Origin of the sequence: Halomonas getboli (genome assembly GCF_023094245.1) — a bacterium.
GTDB classification, from domain to species: Bacteria; Pseudomonadota; Gammaproteobacteria; order Pseudomonadales; family Halomonadaceae; genus Halomonas; species Halomonas getboli.
The window spans coordinates 206,063-225,837 of sequence record NZ_JALMEW010000003.1 but is presented as its reverse complement, the minus strand read 5'-3'; the positions used below and the strand labels follow the sequence as shown (position 1 = coordinate 225,837).

General features: G+C 70.3%; 18 protein-coding genes and 1 tRNA gene. 9 read left to right on the top strand and 10 right to left on the bottom strand.

Going from position 1 to position 19,775, the window contains the following annotated elements:
• Positions 1–94 precede the first annotated feature (94 nt).
• Together MYL53_RS08530 and fabV are read right to left on the bottom strand one after the other, a co-directional pair.
• Complete coding sequence (locus MYL53_RS08530; RefSeq protein WP_247853239.1) at positions 95–1,072, bottom strand: GlxA family transcriptional regulator; 978 nt, start codon at positions 1,070–1,072, stop codon at positions 95–97.
• Between the two features lie 128 nt (positions 1,073–1,200).
• On the bottom strand, positions 1,201–2,409 hold the full coding sequence (gene fabV, locus MYL53_RS08525; RefSeq protein ID WP_247853238.1) for an enoyl-ACP reductase FabV: 1,209 nt from the start codon (positions 2,407–2,409) through the stop codon (positions 1,201–1,203).
• 164 nt (positions 2,410–2,573) lie between these two features.
• Between fabV and MYL53_RS08520 the strand changes: the two genes are divergently transcribed.
• Complete coding sequence (locus MYL53_RS08520; protein WP_247853236.1) at positions 2,574–2,966, top strand: DUF7079 family protein; 393 nt, start codon at positions 2,574–2,576, stop codon at positions 2,964–2,966.
• A 16-nt stretch (positions 2,967–2,982) separates the two neighbouring features.
• Here MYL53_RS08520 and MYL53_RS08515 read toward each other — a convergent pair whose 3' ends face one another.
• Genes MYL53_RS08515 through MYL53_RS08495 form a run of 5 tightly spaced genes read right to left on the bottom strand, consistent with a single transcriptional unit; the run spans position 2,983 to position 8,035 of the window.
• Positions 2,983–3,468: a glutathione peroxidase gene (locus tag MYL53_RS08515; RefSeq protein WP_247853235.1), complete on the bottom strand. Its 486-nt coding sequence runs from the start codon at positions 3,466–3,468 to the stop codon at positions 2,983–2,985.
• Positions 3,455–5,602 (bottom strand): transglutaminase TgpA family protein, encoded by a 2,148-nt coding sequence (locus MYL53_RS08510; protein WP_247853233.1) that lies wholly within the window; start codon positions 5,600–5,602, stop codon positions 3,455–3,457. The genes MYL53_RS08515 and MYL53_RS08510 overlap by 14 nt, the downstream gene beginning before the upstream one ends.
• On the bottom strand, positions 5,599–6,570 hold the full coding sequence (locus MYL53_RS08505) for a DUF58 domain-containing protein (protein WP_247853231.1): 972 nt from the start codon (positions 6,568–6,570) through the stop codon (positions 5,599–5,601). Before MYL53_RS08505 ends, MYL53_RS08510 begins: the two co-directional genes overlap by 4 nt.
• Positions 6,567–7,490, bottom strand: coding sequence for an AAA family ATPase (locus MYL53_RS08500; protein ID WP_247853230.1), 924 nt, complete (start codon positions 7,488–7,490; stop codon positions 6,567–6,569). The genes MYL53_RS08505 and MYL53_RS08500 overlap by 4 nt, the downstream gene beginning before the upstream one ends.
• Entirely contained in the window at positions 7,487–8,035 is a 549-nt protein-coding gene (locus MYL53_RS08495; protein ID WP_247853229.1) for an NUDIX hydrolase, read from the bottom strand. Before MYL53_RS08495 ends, MYL53_RS08500 begins: the two co-directional genes overlap by 4 nt.
• A gap of 139 nt (positions 8,036–8,174) precedes the next feature.
• Between MYL53_RS08495 and kynA the strand changes: the two genes are divergently transcribed.
• Positions 8,175–9,017 carry a tryptophan 2,3-dioxygenase gene (kynA, locus tag MYL53_RS08490; protein ID WP_247853228.1) on the top strand — a complete coding sequence of 281 codons (843 nt, stop codon included), beginning with the start codon at positions 8,175–8,177 and terminating at the stop codon, positions 9,015–9,017.
• A gap of 84 nt (positions 9,018–9,101) precedes the next feature.
• Entirely contained in the window at positions 9,102–10,754 is a 1,653-nt protein-coding gene (locus MYL53_RS08485) for an acyl-CoA dehydrogenase family protein (RefSeq protein ID WP_247853226.1), read from the top strand.
• 25 nt (positions 10,755–10,779) lie between these two features.
• Here MYL53_RS08485 and MYL53_RS08480 read toward each other — a convergent pair whose 3' ends face one another.
• Together MYL53_RS08480 and MYL53_RS08475 are read right to left on the bottom strand one after the other, a co-directional pair.
• Positions 10,780–11,982, bottom strand: a complete 1,203-nt coding sequence (locus MYL53_RS08480; RefSeq protein ID WP_247853225.1) for an EAL domain-containing response regulator — start codon at positions 11,980–11,982, stop codon at positions 10,780–10,782.
• 80 nt (positions 11,983–12,062) lie between these two features.
• The gene (locus MYL53_RS08475) at positions 12,063–12,680 is read right to left on the bottom strand and encodes a LysE family translocator (RefSeq protein ID WP_247853223.1); all 618 of its coding nucleotides are present in this window, start codon (positions 12,678–12,680) and stop codon (positions 12,063–12,065) included.
• 223 nt (positions 12,681–12,903) lie between these two features.
• On the opposite strand from MYL53_RS08475, the gene MYL53_RS08470 reads away from it, so the two are divergent.
• Together MYL53_RS08470 and MYL53_RS08465 are read left to right on the top strand one after the other, a co-directional pair.
• Complete coding sequence (locus MYL53_RS08470; protein WP_247853221.1) at positions 12,904–13,518, top strand: exopolysaccharide biosynthesis protein; 615 nt, start codon at positions 12,904–12,906, stop codon at positions 13,516–13,518.
• A 22-nt stretch (positions 13,519–13,540) separates the two neighbouring features.
• The gene (locus MYL53_RS08465; RefSeq protein ID WP_247853220.1) at positions 13,541–14,353 is read left to right on the top strand and encodes a DUF1206 domain-containing protein; all 813 of its coding nucleotides are present in this window, start codon (positions 13,541–13,543) and stop codon (positions 14,351–14,353) included.
• Between the two features lie 541 nt (positions 14,354–14,894).
• Here MYL53_RS08465 and MYL53_RS08460 read toward each other — a convergent pair.
• A tRNA-Leu gene (locus MYL53_RS08460) sits at positions 14,895–14,981 on the bottom strand.
• Positions 14,982–15,122: 141 nt separating this feature from the next.
• Between MYL53_RS08460 and queA the strand changes: the two genes are divergently transcribed.
• From queA to secD, 4 genes are all read left to right on the top strand, one after another.
• Positions 15,123–16,160, top strand: coding sequence for a tRNA preQ1(34) S-adenosylmethionine ribosyltransferase-isomerase QueA (queA, locus tag MYL53_RS08455; protein WP_247853218.1), 1,038 nt, complete (start codon positions 15,123–15,125; stop codon positions 16,158–16,160).
• Positions 16,161–16,234: 74 nt separating this feature from the next.
• A complete protein-coding gene (gene tgt / locus MYL53_RS08450; protein ID WP_247853539.1) occupies positions 16,235–17,353 on the top strand; it encodes a tRNA guanosine(34) transglycosylase Tgt in 1,119 nt (372 codons plus the stop codon).
• Between the two features lie 79 nt (positions 17,354–17,432).
• Complete coding sequence (gene yajC / locus MYL53_RS08445) at positions 17,433–17,771, top strand: preprotein translocase subunit YajC (protein ID WP_247853217.1); 339 nt, start codon at positions 17,433–17,435, stop codon at positions 17,769–17,771.
• A 144-nt stretch (positions 17,772–17,915) separates the two neighbouring features.
• The gene (gene secD, locus MYL53_RS08440; RefSeq protein WP_247853216.1) at positions 17,916–19,766 is read left to right on the top strand and encodes a protein translocase subunit SecD; all 1,851 of its coding nucleotides are present in this window, start codon (positions 17,916–17,918) and stop codon (positions 19,764–19,766) included.
• The last annotated feature ends 9 nt before the right edge of the window (positions 19,767–19,775 follow it).

The following is a 19,775-nucleotide window of genomic DNA, read 5'->3' as shown; positions in this document are numbered from 1 at the left end:
GACCACCATAGCGCCGGAAGAGGCGACCCGAACGGCCGCCACCGGACGCGGGGCGGACACTTCCGGCCATCATCGATCCGCCGCCGAGCAACCCTCAGCCCAGGCGCTCTTCCCGGGGCGTGATGCCGAAGTGGTTGCGATAGGCGGTGGAGAAGTGTGCCGCCGAGGAGAAGCCGGTCTGCAGCGCGATCTCGCCGGCCGGGCGGTCGCTCTCGCGCAGCTGCTTGCGAGCCTGCTGCAGGCGCAGGTTGAGGTAGTAGCGACTGGGCACCGCCTGCAGGTGCTTCTTGAACAGTCGCTCCAGCTGGCGCCGCGAGATGCCGAGGTGCTCGGCCAGCTCGTGAGTGGTCAGCGGTTCCTCGATGTTGGACTCCATCAGCGCCACGGCGTCGATCAGGCTCTGCGGGGCGTTGCCCAGCCGGGTGCGCAGCGGCACCTGCTGCGGCTCGTCGCCCATGCGGATGCGCTCGAGCACGAAGTGTTCGGAGATGCGCTCGGCCAGCTCGGCGCCGTGCTGGCTGCCGATCAGCGTCATCATCATGTCCATGGCCGCGGTGCCGCCGCCGCAGGTCAGGCGGTCGCGGTCGATCTCGAACAGCTGCTGGGAGAGCCGCACCCGCGGGTAGTCGCGGGCGAAGGCCTCGAAGCGCGTCCAGGGCAGGGTCGCCCGGTAGCCTTCGAGCACCCCGGCCCGGGCCAGCACCTCGGTGCCGCCGCCGATGCCGCCCAGCACCACCCGGGCGGCGGCCAGGCGACGCAGCCACTCGAGCAGCGCCTCGGGCACGCTGCCGGAGAGCGGCCCGGGAGCGCAGACCAGCAGCATGTCGAGGCCCTGGTCCGGCTCGCCGGCCGACGCCTCGGGCACCAGCGCCTGGCCGGCGGCGCTGGCCACCGGGCGCTCGTCGATCGCATAGGTGGAGAGCCGATAGAGGCTGCGCTCCGCCAGGCGGTTGGCCACCACCAGCGGCTCGGTGGCACAGGCCTGGGCCAGCAGCGAGAAGCCGGGCAGCACCACCACGCCCACGTGCCGGGACAGCGGCACGGCGGATGTCACGGGTGGAACGTCGGGCATGGGGCTCTCTCGCGGGCGGGAAAAGCCCCATTCTAGGCCGAAGGCGGCGAGCGTAACAGCGTCCGGACACGACGACGCCGGGCATGTGCCCGGCGTCGCTGGTGCGGCCTCGGCGACGACGCGCCGGGTTACAGGCTCACGACATCGAAGTCGCGCTCGGTGGCCACGTCGGCGTCGTAGTCGACGTCGTCGCGCTCGAAGCCGAACAGCTTCAGGAACTCGTGCTTGTAGCCGGCGTAGTCGGTGATGTCGAACAGGTTGTCGGTGGTCACCTGCGGCCACAGGTCCTTGCAGGCCTGCTGGACGTCGTCGCGCAGCTCCCAGTCGTCGAGGCGCAGGCGGCCGGCCTCGTCGGTCTCGGCGCGGCCCTGACCTTCACCAAGGTACAGCCGCTCGCCGAACAGACGGTTGAGCTGGTCGATGGTACCCTCGTGCAGGCCCTGCTCCTTCATCACCTTGTAGACCATGGCGATGTAGAGCGGCATGACCGGGATGGCCGCGCTGGCCTGGGTGACCACGGACTTCAGCACCGCCACGTTGGCGCTGCCGCCCTGCTGGGCCAGGCGCTGGTCGATCTCGCCGGCGGCGCGATCGAGGTCTTCCTTGGCCTTGCCCAGGGCGCCGTGCCAGTAGATCGGCCAGGTGATCTCGGTGCCGATGTAGCTGAAGGCCACGGACTTGGCGCCTTCCGCCAGCACGCCGGCCTTGTCCAGGGCGTCGATCCACAGCTCCCAGTCCTCGCCGCCCATCACCGCGATGGTGTCGTCGATCTCCTGCTGGGTCGCCGGCTCCACCTCGGCCTCGATGATGGCGTCCTTGTTGGTGTCGATGGCGGTGGCACGGTAGGTGTCGCCGATCGGCTTGAGGCTGGAGCGCTTCACTTCACCGCTGTCCGGCAGCTTGCGCACCGGCGAGGCCAGCGAGTAGACCACCAGATCGACCTGGCCCATGTCCTGCTTGATCAGCTCGATGGCCTTCTCGCGGGCCTCGTGGGAGAAGGCGTCGCCGTTGATGGACTTGCTGTACAGCCCTTCCTGCTTGGCGAACTTGTCGAAGGCCGCGGCGTTGTACCAGCCGGCGGTGCCCGGCTTCTTCTCGGTGCCCGGCTTCTCGAAGAACACGCCCAGGGTGTCGGCGCCGTAGCCGAAGGCGGCGGTGATGCGCGCGGAGAGGCCGTAGCCGCTGGAAGCGCCGATCACCAGCACCTTCTTCGGTCCGACGCTCTTGTCCAGGTTGCGGGCGCGAGTCGCCTCGATCTGCTCGAGCACGTTCTGCTCGCAGCCGACGGGGTGGGTGGTGGTGCAGATGAAACCGCGGACCTTGGGCTTGATGATCACGTTAGACCTCTTGGCATTCGCAGCGGAGCGGCGAACCGCCGCCCCGGTGAAAGGAAATTCGTTCGTGGCGACATTCTAGCGGCCTCGCCCGGCGCTGTCCGCCCTTGAGCGCGGCCGCCGGCTGGGGCAGGATGCTCGCCATCCCCCATCCTGCAGGAGATCCCATGGACGCACAGACCCTCGTCGACACGCGCGGCGACCTCTGGCTGGCGCTGGCGCCGCTGTGGCTGGATCGGGAACCGCGGGAGCGCGACTATGCGCGCATGATCGAGGAGATCGAGCGCCACGCGCTGAGCCAGCGCGAGCTGGAATGGGTATTCCGCCTGGAGCTGGCACCGGTGCTGGCCCGCCAGCAGATGTCGGTGGCCGGCGAGTGGCGCCACTTCGACGACTATCAGCTGATGAAGCGCCTGGTGGCCCACAACCTGCGCCTGAGCGGCTGGCGCCGCAAGGCCTGGGCGCTGTTCTCGGGGCTGACCACGCTGATGGCCCGCCACCGCTTCAACGAGCTGACGGAGCGGCTGATGATCGCCCGCGGCCAGGACGTGCCTTCCTGAGCACGTGACGGGGGGCTCAGGACTCGTCGAGGGCCCGTTCCAGCACCGTCACCAACGCCGCCTCGCCGTCCCGCGGCGAGAAGCGGCGGATCACCCGGCCGTCGCGGCCGACCAGGAACTTGGTGAAATTCCACTTGATCATCCCCGTGCCCAGCACGCCCGGCGCCTCGCGCTTGAGCTCGACGAACAGCGGATGGGCGTCGCCGCCGTTGACCTTGACCTTTTCCATCAGCGGGAAGGTCACGCCGTATTCGCGTTCGCCGAAGGCGCAGAAGGCCTGGGCCGACTCCGGCGACTGGCGGGCGAACTGGTTGCAGGGGAAGGCCAGCACGGTGAAGCCGCGATCGCGGTAGCGGCGATAGAGCCGCTCGAGGTCGCGCAGCTGAGACGTGAAGCCGCACTGGCTCGCCACGTTGACGATCAGCAGCACCTGGCCTCGCAGGGCGCGAAGGTTGAAGGGCTCGCCACGGGAGGTGTGGCAGTCGTGATCATGGATGCTCATGGCGCGTGCTCGCAGTCTGTCCTTTCACGATGACACGCCGTTTGGCCCGACGCCAGTCCCGGCGCGCCCGCCTGAGCGCGGCGTGAAGGCGGCGAGAGGCCTCGCGTCGTTCGGGCGCGTCGAGCAGCGCATAGAGCCACCGCTCCAGGGCCTCGGCGGCCGCCTCCAGCGCCGGGGCGGCGGTGTCCATGTCCTGTGCCACGCGCCGCAGATGGGCCGCCGGCGATTCGCCCGGGCGCAGCGGATAGCCGCGCCGCCGGAGCCAGGCCTGAAAGGCCGCGAGGCGGCGTAACTCATCGTGTCGCCCAAGCCGCCACTGCCGCCCGACGCGCCACCCCAGCGCGGCGCCCGCCAGAGCCGTCAGCGCCAGCGCGGCGAGGCCCAGCAGCCGCCAGGGGCCGAGCGCGACCAGGGCCGCGGCCATCTGCGCCAGCGTCTCGGTCAGCCGCGCCATCAGCCGCTCCCGGGCCGCGCCCCGATAGTCGACCACCCCGCGCTGCCAGCGATATTCCAGCCGCTCCCACTCGAGGCGCATCTCGTTGAGCCAGCCGATACCGCGATAGTTCAGCGGCGAGAACGGCGCATCGGCCAGGAAGGCCTCGCGCCCCTCCGTCACCGCCGAGGCACCCCGCTCGATGCGCTCCGGGGCGATGGCGGCGGTGGGGTCGAGGCGCTGCCAGGCGCCGTCCAGCCACACCTCCACCCAGGCGTGGGCGTCGTAGTCGCGCACCGTGAAGTGGCCGTCGGGATGACGCTCGCCGCCCAGGAAGCCCGCTACCAGCCGCGCCGGGATGCCGGCCATGCGCGCCATCACCGCGGTGGCCGAGGCATAGTGCGAGCAGTAGCCGGCCCGGCTGTCGAACAGGAAGTCGTCGACCCGGTGCTGGCCGGTGAGCCGCGGCGGCGACAGCGTATAGCGATACGGCGCCTCGCCGAAGCGCGCCAGCACGGCCCGCAGATAGCGCCGCGGGTCACCGTCGCTGTGGCGCCACAGCCGCCGCGCCAGTTCGCGGGTGCGCGGGTTGGTGTCGGCCGGCAGCAGCCGGAACCAGCGCGTGCCGGCGGGATCGGCGAAGGCCGGCGCCGCGCCGCTACTCTCGAGGTCCAGCAGCGCGCGGCTCGAGAGGGCCTCGCGCCCGGCCAGGGTGCCGTCGGCCAGGAAGCGCTGGGGCTCGCCGGCGCGCAGCGGCGTGCCCAGGCTCGGCCGCCAGGGGCGGCTGTCCGGCTCCAGCAGCAGCTCGTAGTCGTAGCGCGCCTCGCCCTGCGCTGCCCAGGCGCTGGCGCGGCCCTCGCGCACGAAGCGCGACAGCGGTTGCTCCAGGGTCGCGGCCAGCTGCGACGGCGAGACCCGGCTCCAGCCGACGCCGTCGAAGTGCGACAGCGTGTAGACCCGCCAGTAGCGCTCGCCGGGCGGCGGCGCCTCGCCGCGGAATTCGGCTCGGAAGGCCCGGGCGTCGCTGCGTGACAGCTCGGCGATGTCGCCGGGCGAGACGCGATCGGTGAGCCCGGTGGCGGCCCGCGAGGTCTCGGGCATGTGCCACAGCGGCGGCAGCCGCGGCACGACCAGAAACAGTGCCACCATCAGCGGCGCCGAGAGGCCCAGCAGCCAGCCGGCCTCGGCCCAGGCCTGGCGCCGGCTGCGCGCGCCGGACAGCCACGCCAGCAACTGCAGCTGCCAGGCCAGGGCGATCACCGCCGCCAGCGCCAGCGGCAGCCCCTGCCCGTGCAGGAAGGCCACGCCGGTGGCCACCAGGCCGATCGCCACCACCACCCGAGCGTCGCGCCGGTCGTGGGTCTCCAGCAGCTTGAGCAGATAGACGCCCAGCAGCAGGCCGATCAGCGCGCGCATCTCGCCGAGGCTGCCGTACTCGCTCGTGAGCGCCGCCACCAGTGCGCCCACCGCGGCCAGGCGCAGCAGCAGCCCGGCCCGCGGGGCGTCGCGGCGCAGCTGGCGATAGCGGTAGGCGGCCACCACCACCGCCACGCCGGCGAACCAGGCCGGCATCCAGGCCAGATGCAGCGCCAGCACCAGGCACTGGCCGACGAACAGCCGCCACAGCATGGCACCGCTCAGCCCGCGCCCGTCGGCCAATACCGCCGGGGCGTCGGCGGCAGCGGAAGACGCCCCGCTCATGGCGCGCCCTCCCCGTCCGCCGCAGGCCGGCAGCGGGCCAGGGCGTCGAGCGCCGCGCGGCGATGGGCCGCGCCCTGCCCCGGCGCCAGGACCCGGTCGGGCAGGCGCAGGCCGAAGCGCTCGCCTTCGCGATGATGGATCAGCACCCGGGCGCACAGCCAGGAAAGCCGGCGTTCCGGGTCGCCGCTGCCGTCGGCGTAGTCGAGCCAGACATCATCATGGGGCGGCGCCTCGAAGGCCTTGGCAGCCAGCGTTCCGGTGCGGCTCCACTGCTTCCAGGCCAGCCGCGCCGGCCCGTCGCCGGGCTCCGCCCGCCGCAGCCCGGCGAAGTCCTCTTCCTCGCGGCCGGGGCCGCCGTCGGCGCGGCGCGTCTCGGCCTCGCCCAGCGGCTGCGGCCAGATCACCAGCTCGTGCTCATGGGCCTGCCAGGCCAGGGCGCGCACCAGCCCCAGCGGCCAGCGGCTCTCGAGGCACAGCGTCGGCACGCGCCACACCCCGCGCGACGGGGTCGGCACGCGCAGCTCGCCCTCGCCGCGGCCTTTCTCCACATCGATCCGGACTCGCTCGTCGTCGCAGCGCACCTGCAGCGCGGTGCGCGGCCGGCGGGACTGGGCAATCACGCCGAGCCGCGCCTCGCCGCCGGCGAAGGCCTCGGCGGGCAGGCGCAGGCTCAGGCGAACGCCGAGCAGGTTGCGCCAGGCGCGCAGCAGCACCGCCACGCCCAGGGCGAACAGCCAGAAGGCCAGCGCATGAATGAGACTGTTCTGGTAGTTGATGCCGAGCAGCATCAGCAGCACGACGAGCGCCGCCCAGCCCAGCCCGAAGCGGGTCGGCAGCAGGAACAGCCGCCGCTGGGGCAGCGGCGCGCCGAGCGGGGCGGCCAGGCGATGCCACCAGTTCCGCTGCCAGGCGCGGAACCGACGCGCCGCACCGGGCCGCCGCCGGCTCATCCCGGCACCGGCGCTCATCCCAGGACCGGCACCTGGCCCAGCAGCCGATGGGCCAGCGCCTCGCCCTGGTCGCGCCGGCCGCCGAGGCGGTGGGCCACCACCGGCGCCCACACCGCCTGGACGTCTTCGGGCAGCACGTGGTCGCGCCCGGCGAGCATCGCCCAGGCCCGGGCGGCCCGCAGCAGCGCCAGGGCACCGCGCGGCGACAGCCCCCAGCCGGCCTCGGGATGCTCGCGGCTGGCGGCGGTCAGCGTCTGCACGTAGTCGAGCAGCGGCTCGGCCACATGCAGCCGCTCGCAGCGTGCCTGCCAGTGGCGCAGGGTCTCGGCGTCGAGCAGCGCCGGCAGCTCGCCCAGGGTCGAGCGCCCGGCCTGGCCGCGCAGGATCTCGCGCTCGGCGCGGGCGTCGGGATAGCCCAGCGACAGCCGCATCAGGAAGCGATCGAGCTGGGACTCGGGCAGCGGGAAGGTGCCGGCCTGCTCCTGGGGATTCTGGGTAGCGATGACGAAGAAGGGATCGGGCAGCGCGCGGGTCTCGCCCTCCACGGTGACGCACCCCTCCTCCATGGCCTCGAGCAGCGCGCTCTGGGTCTTGGGCGTGGCGCGGTTGATCTCGTCGGCCAGCACCAGGCCGTGGAACACCGGCCCGGGATGGAAGCGGAAGCTGGCCTCGCGGGGATCGAACACCGAGACGCCGAGCACGTCGGCGGGCAGCAGGTCGCTGGTGAACTGCAGGCGCTGCATGTCGAGCCCGGTGACCCGCGCCAGCGCCTGGGCCAGGGTGGTCTTGCCGAGCCCGGGCAGGTCCTCGATCAGCAGGTGCCCGCGGGCCAGCAGGGCGCACAGCGCCAGGCGCACCTCGCGCGGCTTGCCCAGCACCACGCCCTCCAGCGCGGCCAGCACCGCCGCCAGCCGTTCGCCGTCGACGGGGCGGTTCACGCGCCCGCCCCCAGCCACCCGCGCTGCCACAGGACCTCCACCGCCTGGCGGGTGTCCGGGGTCACGCCGTCCAGCGCCAGCGCCTCCTCGGGCGGGCACCAGAAGGCGTCGGCGACCTCCTCGGCCTGCAGCGTGAGCGGGCCGTCGTAGTCGACCAGGTAAGCGCTGCCGAAGATGTGATGGCCATCGGCGTCGTAGACGAACTCCAGCACGTGGCGCAACGGCTGGCCGACGATGCCCAGCTCCTCGGCCAGCTCGCGGCGGGCGGCCCGATGCACCGGCTCGCCGGCGCCGACCACGCCGCCGGCGGCCAGGTCCAGCCCGCCGGGGAACACCTCCTTGGTCAGGGTCCGGCGCTGCACGCACAGCTCGCCGGCGGCGTTGCGCACCACGATGTAGGTGGCGCGATGCCAGTAGCGATAGCGGCGCATGGTGGCCCGGGACGCGCTGCCGCAGGGCCGGTTGCGGGCGTCCACCAGCTGGATGCTCTCGTCGGCGATGCGGGGGGCGGGCAGCGGCGCGGGCGCCAGGGCGTCGTCGGTCATCGTGGCTCTCCGGGGAAATGTCTTCAGCCTACTCAGTCCGGCGCGGAGCGTCACGCGCCAGCGTCCATGGCGCGCCATCCTCATCCACGCTGGCACGGCGTAGAGTCGACGTCATGCCCGCTGTTTTCCAGGAGCCCCCATGACCGACTCGCGCCAGCACCGCGTCGACCTCGACAACGAAGCCATCCACTGGGACCAGGACATGAGCTATGGCCAGTACCTGGGCCTGGAGACCCTGCTGGACTGCCAGCATCCGCGCTCCCGTCAGCACGACGAGATGCTGTTCATCGTCATCCATCAGGCCTCGGAGCTGTGGATGAAGCTGTGCCTGCACGAGGCCCACGGCGCCGCCGACTGCATCCGCCGCGACGAGCTGCGCCCGGCGTTCAAGATGCTGACCCGGGTCGCCCGCATCCAGGAGCAGCTGATCAAGGCCTGGGAGGTGCTGGTGACCATGACGCCGGCGGACTACTCGAGCTTTCGCGACGAGCTGGGCCAGAGCTCGGGCTTCCAGTCCTTTCAGTACCGCGAGCTCGAGTTCCTGCTCGGCAACAAGAACGCCAGGATGGTCGAGGCCCACCGCGCCCATCCCGGCCACTACGCCCACCTGACCGCGGTGCTGCAGGCGCCGAGCCTGTACGACATCGTGCTGCAGCGCCTCGCCGCGCGCGGCTTCGCCATTCCCGACGGCCACCTGGCACGCGACTGGGCCGAACCCTACGTCGCCTCGCCCGAGGTCGAGGCCGCCTGGGCGGCGGTCTACCGCGACACCGCCACCCACTGGGACCTCTACGAGCTGGCCGAGAAGCTGGTCGACCTGGAGTACAACTTCCAGAAGTGGCGCTTCAGCCACATGAAGACGGTAGAACGCATCATCGGCTATCGTCGCGGCACCGGCGGCACCGCGGGGGTGAACTATCTGGTCAAGGCGCTGGATCTGCAGTTCTTTCCCGAGCTGTGGTCGGTGCGTACCTCGCTCTAGGCTCCGGGCACCAGGTATCCCGGGCTTTGACCGCCCCGCCGGCAGCCACCATGCTCAGGGGAGTCCGCCTGCCGGAGGTCCGCCATGCACGACCACGCGCCCCGCGACCGGCTGGCCACCCATACGGTGACCAACCAGCCGCCCCCGCCCGAGGACCGCGACGCCCTCGCCGACGACACCCCGCTTCAGGAGGCGCTCGCGCGGGAGGCTCCGGACTGGGTCGCCCGCCGCCTGGCCTCGCTGGGCCGCGAGGTAGGCAGCCGGCGGGTGCAGGCGCTGGGCGAAGCGGTGAATCACCACCCGCCCGAGCTCAGGCTGTTCGACCGCCACGGCCGACGCCTCGACGAGGTCGCCTATCACCCCGCCTATCACGAGCTGATGCACCTGGCGCTGGATCACGGCTGGCACGCCGTGGCCTGGCAGGAGGAAGGCCGCGGCGGCCATCAGGCCCACGTCGCCGCCCTCTACCTGCTGACCCAGGCCGAGCCGGGCTTCTGCTGCCCGGTGACCATGACCCACGCCGCCCTGCCGGCGCTGCGTGCCTCGCCCGAGGCCATGACCGAGTGGGCGCCAAAGCTGCTGGCCTGGGACTACGATCCTCGGGCGCTGCCCGCGGAGCAGAAGAACGCCCTGACCTTCGGCATGGCGATGACCGAGAAGCAGGGCGGCAGCGACGTGCGCGCCAACACCACCCGAGCCGAAGCCACCGGCGACGGCTGGCGGCTGACCGGCCACAAGTGGTTCTGCAGCGCGCCCATGTCCGACGCCTTCCTGACCCTGGCGCAGACCAACGAGGGTCTCGGCTGCTTCCTGGTACCGCGCTTCGCCCCGGACGGCACGCGCAATCCGATCGAGCTGCAGCGCCTCAAGGACAAGTGCGGTAACCGCGCCAACGCCTCGGCGGAAATCGAGTACCGCGACGCCTGGGCCCGGCCGCTGGGCGAGCCCGGCCGCGGCGTGGTGACCATCCTGGCGATGGTGCAGCAGACCCGGCTGGACGCCGCCACCGCCCCGGTGGCGATGATGCGCCAGGGGCTCGTCGAGGCCTGGCGCTTCGTCCAGCATCGCCACGCCTTCGGCCGGCGGCTGGCCGAGCAGCCGCTGATGTGCACGCTGATCGCCGACATGGCGCTGGAGGTGGAGGCCGGCGTGGCGCTCGCCCTGCGCACCGCCCGGGCCTTCGACGGCGCCGCGCGGGGCGACGACCGCGAGCGCGCCCTGGCCCGGCTGCTGCCGGCACTGGCCAAGTACTGGCACAACAAGCGCGCGCCGGGCTTTCTGGCCGAGGCCATGGAGTGCCTGGGCGGCATCGGCTACGTGGAGGAAACGCCGCTGGCGCGGCTCTACCGCGAGGCGCCGGTCAACTCGATCTGGGAGGGCTCCGGCAACGTGATCTGCCTGGACGTGCTGCGCGTGCTCGGCCGCCATCCCGAGGCGCTGGCCGCGCTGCGCGAGGAGCTCGATGCGGTGCAGGGCGAGTCCACCGAGCTCGACCGCGCCGTGGCCGAACTGGAGGGCCTGATCGGCGAGCCACCCGAGACGCTCGAGCCCCGCGCCCGCTGGCTGACCCAGCGCCTCGCCCAGTGCCTTCAGGCCGCGCTGCTGCTGCGCCACGCCCCGCCGGCGGTGGGCCACAGCTTCTGCCGCAGCCGGCTGGGCGATCACGTCGGCGGCGCTTACGGGGTCATGCCCGTCGATGCGCCGCTGGACGAGATCCTCGCCCGCCTGCCGAGCTGACGGGGCCCGGCATCCATCGACGGGCCTAGGCCTGGCCGAGCCTGGCGGTCACGTTCAACGGCGACAGTCCGCCGGCCAGCGCCGGAATCTCGTCGGCCGGCATCGGCCGCGCCAGCCCGAAGCCCTGCACGTGGGTGCAGCCGAAACGCGCCAGCGGCGCTAGGCAGGCCAGGTCTTCGACGCCCTCCGCCACCACTCGGATGCCCAGGCGTCGGCCGAGCAGCGCCACGGCCTCGACGATGGCGGCATCCTGCGCATCCTCGTGGAGGCGACTGACGAAGCTGCGGTCGATCTTGAGCTCGCTGACCGGCAGACGCTGCAGCCGCGACAGCGACGAGAAGCCGACGCCGAAGTCGTCCACCGACACCTCGAGCCCCGACAGATGCAGCCGGGCGGCTGCCTCGCTGCCAAGCAGCTCATCCCGCATGGCCGAGGCCTCGGTGACCTCCAGCACCAGCGGCATGCCCCCCGCCTCGTGCCACCCCGTGCGCACCAGGTTCACCAGCTCCGGACACAGCAGGTCATCGGGCGTCACGTTCATCGATAGCGAGATCGCCACCCCGTCGCGACGCCAGCGCGCCGCATCCAGCATGGCCAGGCGCAGCACCCGCCGCGTCAGCAGGCGGCTCTGCTCCCGGCTCAGCAGCGGCAGGAAGCCCCCCGGGGTCAGCAGCCCGGCCTCGGGGTGCTGCCAGCGCACCAGCGCCTCCACGCCGGACAGGCGCCCCGAGGCCAGATCGAACTGGGGCTGGTAGTGGAGGATCAGCTCCTGACGGGCGAAGGCAAGTTCCAGCGCCCGGGCATCGACCAACGGCGCGGGGGCCGGCGCGGCGGGGCAGAATGAGGCCAGGCCGACCAGGCGCTGGCGCAGCTCGGCCAGCCGCACGGGCTTGTCCAGCCATCCCAGCATGGCGAGGCCGAGCTCCTCGCCCAGACGTTCGACGAGGCGAGCCACCTTGCGCTCGACGCCGCTGAGCAGCAGCACCCGGCCGGCGTGGCCGCACTCGGCCAGCCGACGCAGCACGGCGATGTCTTCCTCGCCGCCGAAGGCCAGGCCGATGACGACCAGCGGCGGGCGTCGGGCCACGACCTCATCGATCAGCTGGCCGGCGTGGCGACAGTAGTGGGTATCCATGCCCAGTGTCCGAAGCTGGACCGCCAGGGCGGCGGCCGCGTCGGCATCGTCCTCGAGCACCAGTGCCGGTGCCGGGGAAGAAGGCACATTCATTGACGGAATTCCGGTGGAAGCGACTTACACAGCGTAACAAAGCTGCAACAGCCTGCTCGCCGAAGCGGTCAACGCTGGGCTCAGACGATCGGCCCCGCCACCACGCGCAGCGCCAGCCCCAGCAGCAGCACGCCGGTGATGCGGTTGATCCAATGCGCCCGCGCCTGCAGCCAGGGCAGCACCCGCGAATGAGAGAGACCGACCGCCACCAGCACGTACCAGCCGCCGTCGATGACCACCGCCGTGAGCACGATGATCGCTCGGGCGGCCAGGCTCATGTCCGGCGTCACGAACTGACTGAGCAGGGCCACGAAGAACAGGATCAGCTTGGGATTGCCGAGCGCCACCAGCATGCCGTCGCGGACCGCCTGGCCCCGCGTGGTGGCCATCGCCCGAGCGTCCAGCGCCCCGCCGCGGCCGGCGCGTAGCGCCTTGAGGCCGAGCCAGGCCAGATAGGCCGCCCCGCCCCAGGTGATGGCCTGGAACAGCGTCGGAAAGCGTACGATCAGCGCCCCCAGCCCCCACACGGTCAGCAGCGCATAGAGCCCCACGCCCAGCGCGTGCGCGACCGCCGCCGCGATGCCCGGCACGCGCCCGCCGCCCAGGGTATGGCGCAGCACCATCGCCAGGCTCGGCCCGGGCGACATCGCCCCCATGGCACAGATGGCGGCCAGTGACATCCAGAGCGAAAACGGCATGACGGTCTCCTTGTTATCGATGCTTGTTATCGAGTGTTGGCCGGCGATGCCAGCGGACGCCGGCGCCGAAGGGAAACTGATCGCCCAGCATACGATATTGCAATGCCGGCTGCTCGACCGAGCCGCTAGCCTGCGCGTGTGCCGACGAGACTGGACGGTCATGGCCCGGCCGGGTGACCCTGGTACCGGCAGTGCCATCCTTCACTCGCACGGCAGGAGCCGCATGACCGACGACGCCCAGCCAGCCCCACCCCAGGCATGCCCCAGCAGCCTGACGACGCTGATCAGCCAGGTGCAGCAGGCCGGGGAGCAGCGCGACGATGTGAGCCTGGGGGCGATCCTCGACACGGTGGGCCGGCGCAGCTTCGCGCCCTTCCTGCTGATCGCCGGGCTCGTCACCCTGGCGCCGCTGATCGGCGACATTCCCGGCGTGCCCACCCTGATGGCGGCGCTGGTGGTGCTGGTGGCCGCCCAGCTGCTGCTCGGCCGCGAGCACTTCTGGCTGCCGCGCGTTTTGCTCGAGCGGCGGGTGTCACGGTCGCGGTTCGTGCGGGTGACCGGCGCGATGATGCGACCCGCCCAATGGGTCGATCGCTATCTGCGCGCGCGGCTGGTTTGGCTCACCCGCGCCCCGGCTCACCTGCCGGTGGCGCTGACCTGTCTGCTGATCGGACTGGCCATGCCGCCGATGGAGCTGGTGCCCTTCTCCGCCAACGGGGGCGGCCTGGCGCTGACGCTCTTCGGCCTGGCGCTGCTTGCCGAGGACGGCCTGATGGCGTTGGCAGCCTATCTGCTGACCGGCACCACCCTGACCCTGGTGGTCATGGGCCTTGCCTGACACGTCGACGCCGGAGCCTGCGATGCCAAGATCCGATTCCCGACTGACGCGGGGCGTGGCCCTCGCAGCCGCCATCGGCTATGCCGCCAAGGGCATCGTCTACCTGCTGGTGGGCGGCCTGGCCTTCCTGGCGGCGATCGGCCTGGGCGGCGACAACGTGGGCACCAAGGAAGCGTTGTTCGGCCTGGCCGCTCAGCCCTTCGGCGACCCGATGATCATCGCTCTGGGCGTGGGACTCGCCGCCTACGCCGCCTGGCGCTTCCTGCAGGCGCTGCTGGACACCGAGGACGCCGGGCACGGCCCCAAGGGGCTGGTCACGCGGCTCGGCTTCCTGGTCAGCGGCCTCATCCATGCCAGCCTCAGCGCCTATTGCCTCGACCTGCTGCGCGATGTCGCCGAGACCTCGGGCAACGACGCGGCCAGCGACCGCACCGCCCAGGTAATGAGCCACCAGGGCGGGCTCTACGTGATCTTCGCCGTCGGCCTGATATTCATCGCCATCGGCCTGCGCCAGCTGTGGCGCGCCATCCGCCAGACCTACCTCAAGAACTGGTATCGCCAGGACCTGGGACCGCTACAGCGACGGCTGGCTAATATCGTCACCCGCTGGGGCCTCTCCGCCCGCGGCCTGGTGTTCCAGATGATCGGCCTGTTCCTGTGCCTGGCGGCCTGGCGCACCGATCCCGACGAGGCCCAGGGCCTGGGCGGCGCGCTCAACGTGCTGGCCGCCCAGCCCTTCGGCCCCGGGCTGCTCGGCGTGGTCGCCCTCGGCCTGGCAAGCTACGGCCTCTATTGCCTGATCAACGCCGTCATCCGCGACACCAGCCTCGACTGAGACATCCGGCGCGGTCACAACACAGGCCTGTTCCCCTGCGGTCGGGTATGCCGGCATAAAAAAGCCGCCCTGAGGAGGCGGCGAGAGACCGTGACTAGCAATGAGGAAAATCTGACAGCCACTGACCCTGGCGGCTGTCAGCCGTGGCGGTTCATCAACGCCACGCTCTCAAGCTAATCGCTCTCTGCGTGCCCGTCAATACAAATGCGAATAGTTTTTATTAGATCTCGAAAGGCATCCCAGGAGGCCTTCTCAATCTTGAGCGGGCATAAAAAAAGCGCCCTCAGGGAAGGGCGCAAGTACGGGGATGTGCCAACGCTGTCATCGGCACATGAGAATTATTCACTATTAACTCATATTTCAAGAATGAGATAACGCTTAAAAAGCAAGCCTGATCATGGCATTGCGCATGAGCCTGGGAGGACTTGGGAATCGGGCACGGCAGGACACGACGGGCCGAATCTGCGTCGTCATTCCGTTAACACTTGAAATAAAGCTAATTCAGAACAAGCACAAGGAGGGAGGTAAGTGCTTGATATAATGGTACCGGTGGTCGGACTCGAACCGACAAGGGCTTGCACCCGGCGGATTTTGAATCCGCTGCGTCTACCAATTCCGCCACACCGGCAACGGCGCAGCATTATACGTGGGCCGGGCGGGAGGTCAATCGCGCCCCCTGACTTCGCGTCGGCGACAGGGTATCCTAGGCGGCTTGCCAAGGCTCGGCCGAGCCGCCCTTCTTCCTCCCACCATCCGGACGTTTCACCCCATGCAGCGCGCCGATTTCCACTATGAGCTTCCCGAGGCGCTGATCGCCCGCTATCCCTCCGAGCAACGCAGCGACTGCCGGCTGCTGTGCGTCGACGGCGAGAGCGGCGCGCTCGCGCACCGCCGCTTCCCCGACCTGCTCGAGACCCTCGAGCCGGGCGACCTGCTGGTGTTCAACGACACCCGGGTGATCCCGGCTCGCCTGCACGGCCACAAGGCCAGCGGCGGCCGCGTCGAGATGCTGCTGGAGCGCCCGCTGGACGCCCACCGCGGCCTGGCCCACCTGCGCTCGAGCAAGTCGCCCAAGCCCGGCACCGAGCTCGAATTCGAGGGCGGTATCCGCGCCGTGGTCGAGGGCCGCCGCGAGGCGCTGTTCGAGCTCCGCTTCCTCGGCGAGACACCGCTGGTGGAGCTGCTGGAGCAGCACGGCCACATGCCGCTGCCGCCCTACATCACCCGCGAGGACGAGCTCTCCGACCGCGAGCGCTACCAGACCGTCTACGCCCGCCGCGAGGGCGCGGTGGCCGCGCCCACCGCGGGCCTGCACTTCGACGAGCCGCTGCTCGAGGCCCTGGCCGCGAAGGGCGTGGAGAGCGCCTTCGTCACCCTGCACGTGGGCGCCGGCACCTTCCAGCCGGTGCGCGCCGACGACATCCGCGACCACGAGATGCACAGCGAATGGATCGAGGTCACGGAGGCGGTCTGCGAGCAGGTGCGCGCCGCCCGCGCCCGAGGCAAGCGCGTGATCGCGGTGGGCACCACCAGCGTGCGCTGCCTGGAGTCGGCCTGCCTGAAGAGCGACGACGGCGAGATCGCGCCCTACAGCGGCGAGACCGACATCTTCATCTATCCCGGCTATGACTGGCGGGTGGTCGACGCCCTGATCACCAACTTCCACCTGCCGGAGTCGACCCTGCTGATGCTGGTGTCCTCCTTCGCCGGCTACGACACCGTGATGAACGCCTACCGCGAGGCGGTGCGCGAGGAGTACGCCTTCTTCAGCTACGGCGACGCGATGCTGCTGACGCGCGCCCGCTGATCCGAGCCGATCGGCCACTCGATGGCCGCCCGCTTCGACGAATTTCGAGAGACCCCATGCGAGACGAATGCTTCATGAACTTCGAGCACCTGGCCAGTGATGGCCGGGCGCGCCGCGGCCGCCTGACCTTCCCCCGGGGAACGGTCGAGACGCCCGCCTTCATGCCGGTCGGCACCTACGGCACCGTGAAAGGCATGACGCCCGAGTCGGTCGAGGAGATCGGCGCCGAGATCATCCTCGGCAACACCTTCCACCTGTGGCTGCGCCCGGGCACCGAGGTGATCGAGGAGCACGGCGACCTGCACGACTTCGCCCAGTGGGACAAGCCGATCCTCACCGACTCCGGCGGCTTCCAGGTATTCTCGCTCGGCGAGATGCGCAAGATCACCGAACAGGGCGTGCACTTCCGCTCGCCGGTGGACGGTTCCAAGGTGTTCATGGGCCCCGAGGAATCGATGGCCGTGCAGCGCTCGCTGGGCTCGGACATCGTGATGATCTTCGACGAGTGCACGCCCTACCCGGCCACCGAGGACGAAGCCCGCAAGTCGATGGAGATGTCGCTGCGCTGGGCCCAGCGTTCCCGAGACGCCCACGGCGACTCGCCCTCGGCGCTGTTCGGCATCATTCAGGGCGGCATGTATCCCGAGCTGCGCGAGAAGTCGCTCGAGGGCCTCGAGAAGATCGGCTTCGACGGCTACGCCATCGGCGGCCTCTCGGTGGGCGAGCCCAAGGACGAGATGATCAAGGTGCTCGACTACCTGCCTAAGTGGATGCCGGCCGACAAGCCGCGCTACCTGATGGGCGTGGGCAAGCCGGAGGACCTGGTAGAGGGCGTGCGCCGCGGCGTCGACATGTTCGACTGCGTGATGCCGACCCGCAACGCCCGCAACGGCCACCTGTTCACCGCCGAGGGCACGGTCAAGATCCGCAACGCCAAGCATCGCCACGATACCCGTCCGCTGGAGGAAGGCTGCGACTGCTATACCTGCCGGAACTTCTCCCGCGCCTATCTGCATCATCTCGACCGCTGCGGCGAGATGCTCGGTTCGATGCTCAATACCATCCACAATCTGCGCCATTACCAGCGCCTGATGGCTGGTTTGCGCGGTGCTATCGAAGCGGGTACATTGGCCAACTTCGTGGAAGGGTTCTATGCGCAGCGCGGTCTGCCGGTTCCCCCCGCTCCCAATTGATCGACGGCCGGCCTAGCGCCGGCCGTCGAGCGCCCTTGCCAGGCGTCTCGTTTCCCCGCGACTCAGGAGATCGTCGTACATGCTGGACTTCCTCATTTCCCCGGCCATGGCCCAGGACGCTGGCGCCGCTCCGGGCGGTGGCATCGCCCAGATCGTGATGCTGGTCGGCTTCGTGCTGATCTTCTACTTCCTGCTGTGGCGCCCCCAGGCCAAGCGGGCCAAGCAGCACAAGCAGCTGATCGCCGGCCTGTCCAAGGGTGACGAGATCGTCATCGGCGGCGGCATGATCGGCCGCATCACCAAGGTCAGCGAAGACAGCGAGTTCCTGACCATGGAAATCGCCGAAGGCACCGAGGTCAGCGTCCAGAAGACCGCCGTGGCCTCCGTTCTTCCCAAGGGCACGCTCAAGTCCATCTGACCGGATGCCCTCGCGCCCGCACCGCCTCCCGGCCGTGCGGGCTGCCCTGCGACCACCGAGGCGGGGCCCGGCCGACCGGCTCCGCCCGGTGCTCGTGATGGCGCAGCGTCCGACCCATCATCAGCAACCTGAGGGCAGGGCCCCATGCTCAACCGTTACCCCCTGTGGAAGTATCTGCTGATACTCCTCGTGGTCCTCGTCGGCCTGATCTACTCTCTCCCCAACCTCTTCCCCGAGGACCCGGCGGTACAGATCAGCAGTGACGGGGGCGACTTCAGCCTCGACGAGCGCCGCCTCGACCGCCTCGAGAGCTCCCTGGCCGACGCCGACATCGACATCCAGTCCGTCGAGCGCGACGCCAACAGCGTCCTTATCCGCCTCAACAACCCCGACGACCAGATCCAGGCCCGCGACATGATCAGCGAGTCCCTGGGCGACGGCTATGTCGTGGCGCTGAACCTGGCCCAGTCCACCCCGGCCTGGCTGGAATCGCTGGCCGCCTCTCCCATGACCCTCGGCCTGGACCTGCGCGGCGGCGTGCACTTCCTGCTCGAGGTCGACATGGAGGCCGCCGTGAAGCAGCGCCTCGAGGTCAACGCCAGCGCCATGCGCGAGACCCTGCGCGACGAGCGGATTCGCTACCGCAACACCGAAGTCGTGGATCGCTCGATCCACATGGATTTCATGAACGCCGAGGATCGCGATCAGGCCCGCCAGCTGATCAGCCGAGACTTCCCCAACCTCGAGTACGCCAACCTCGAGCGCGACCGTGGCGCCGGCCTGTCCATGACGCTGACCGACGCGGCCGTGAAGGAGATCCAGGACTACGCGATCAACCAGAACCTGACCACGCTGCGCAACCGCGTCAACGAGCTGGGCGTGGCCGAGCCGCTGGTCCAGCGTCAGGGCCCGGCGCGCATCGTCGTCGAGCTGCCCGGCGTGCAGGACACCGCCGCCGCCAAGCGCATCGTCGGCGCCACCGCCAACCTGGAGTTCCGCCTCGAGGCACGCCCGGACACCCCGGAGTCCGAGACCGAGAGCTACGCCTTCCGCAACCAGGAAGGCCGCACCGCCAACCTGATGCGCGACGTCATCATCACCGGCGACAGCGTCTCCAACGCCAACCGCAGCTTCGACCAGAACGGTCGTCCCCAGGTCAACATCAACCTGGACGGCACCGGCGGCACCCTGATGAACCGCGCCACCCGCACCAACATCGGCCGCAACATGGCGGTGCTGTTCATCGAGCACAAGACCCGCGAGCGCACGGTGCTCGAGGACGGCAAGGAAACCGTCGTCCGCACGCCCTACACCGAACGCAGCATCATCAGCCTGGCCACCATCCAGAGCGCACTGGGCAACAGCTTCCGCATCACCGGACTCGACTCGCCCACCGAGGCGGCCGACCTGGCGCTGCTGCTGCGTTCAGGCTCGCTGGCCGCGCCGATCTACTTCGCCCAGGAACGCACCATCGGGCCGAGCCTCGGCGCCAAGAACATCGAGCGCGGCATCTTCTCGGTGATCGTCGGCGGCCTGCTGGTGGTGGCCTTCATGCTGATCCGCTACAAGGCGTTCGGCGTGATCGCCAACCTCGCCCTGGCGGTCAACCTAGTACTGCTGGTCGCGGCCATGTCGCTGCTCGGCGCCACGCTCACGCTGCCCGGCATCGCCGGCATCGTGCTGACGCTGGGCATGGCAGTGGACGCCAACGTGCTGATTTTCGAGCGCATACGCGAGGAGCTGCGCACCGGGCTCTCGGCCCAGCAGGCCATCCACGCCGGCTACGAGCGCGCCGTCACCTCGATCGTCGACGCCAACATCACCACCCTGCTGGTGGCGCTGATCCTGTTCTCGATCGGCACCGGCCCGGTCAAGGGCTTCGCCGTGACGCTGTCGCTGGGCATCCTGACCTCGATGTTCACCGGCATCATGGTGTCGCGCGCCCTCGTCAATCTCTCCATCGGCGGCAAGCCGGTGAAGAAACTCTGGATCTAGGAGACGCGA

Bases quoted from the DNA above. Each gene is read 5' to 3' on its own strand.
- MYL53_RS08530 (WP_247853239.1), bottom strand. From the start codon at position 1,072: ATGCCCGACGTTCCACCCGTGACATCCGCCGTGCCGCTGTCCCGGCAC.
- MYL53_RS08520 (WP_247853236.1), top strand. From the start codon at position 2,574: ATGGACGCACAGACCCTCGTCGACACGCGCGGCGACCTCTGGCTGGCG.
- MYL53_RS08515 (WP_247853235.1), bottom strand. From the start codon at position 3,468: ATGAGCATCCATGATCACGACTGCCACACCTCCCGTGGCGAGCCCTTC.
- MYL53_RS08510 (WP_247853233.1), bottom strand. From the start codon at position 5,602: ATGAGCGGGGCGTCTTCCGCTGCCGCCGACGCCCCGGCGGTATTGGCC.
- MYL53_RS08505 (WP_247853231.1), bottom strand. From the start codon at position 6,570: ATGAGCGCCGGTGCCGGGATGAGCCGGCGGCGGCCCGGTGCGGCGCGT.
- MYL53_RS08495 (WP_247853229.1), bottom strand. From the start codon at position 8,035: ATGACCGACGACGCCCTGGCGCCCGCGCCGCTGCCCGCCCCCCGCATC.
- kynA (WP_247853228.1), top strand. From the start codon at position 8,175: ATGACCGACTCGCGCCAGCACCGCGTCGACCTCGACAACGAAGCCATC.
- MYL53_RS08485 (WP_247853226.1), top strand. From the start codon at position 9,102: ATGCACGACCACGCGCCCCGCGACCGGCTGGCCACCCATACGGTGACC.
- MYL53_RS08480 (WP_247853225.1), bottom strand. From the start codon at position 11,982: ATGAATGTGCCTTCTTCCCCGGCACCGGCACTGGTGCTCGAGGACGAT.
- MYL53_RS08475 (WP_247853223.1), bottom strand. From the start codon at position 12,680: ATGCCGTTTTCGCTCTGGATGTCACTGGCCGCCATCTGTGCCATGGGG.
- MYL53_RS08470 (WP_247853221.1), top strand. From the start codon at position 12,904: ATGACCGACGACGCCCAGCCAGCCCCACCCCAGGCATGCCCCAGCAGC.
- MYL53_RS08465 (WP_247853220.1), top strand. From the start codon at position 13,541: ATGCCAAGATCCGATTCCCGACTGACGCGGGGCGTGGCCCTCGCAGCC.
- queA (WP_247853218.1), top strand. From the start codon at position 15,123: ATGCAGCGCGCCGATTTCCACTATGAGCTTCCCGAGGCGCTGATCGCC.
- tgt (WP_247853539.1), top strand. From the start codon at position 16,235: ATGAACTTCGAGCACCTGGCCAGTGATGGCCGGGCGCGCCGCGGCCGC.
- yajC (WP_247853217.1), top strand. From the start codon at position 17,433: ATGCTGGACTTCCTCATTTCCCCGGCCATGGCCCAGGACGCTGGCGCC.
- secD (WP_247853216.1), top strand. From the start codon at position 17,916: ATGCTCAACCGTTACCCCCTGTGGAAGTATCTGCTGATACTCCTCGTG.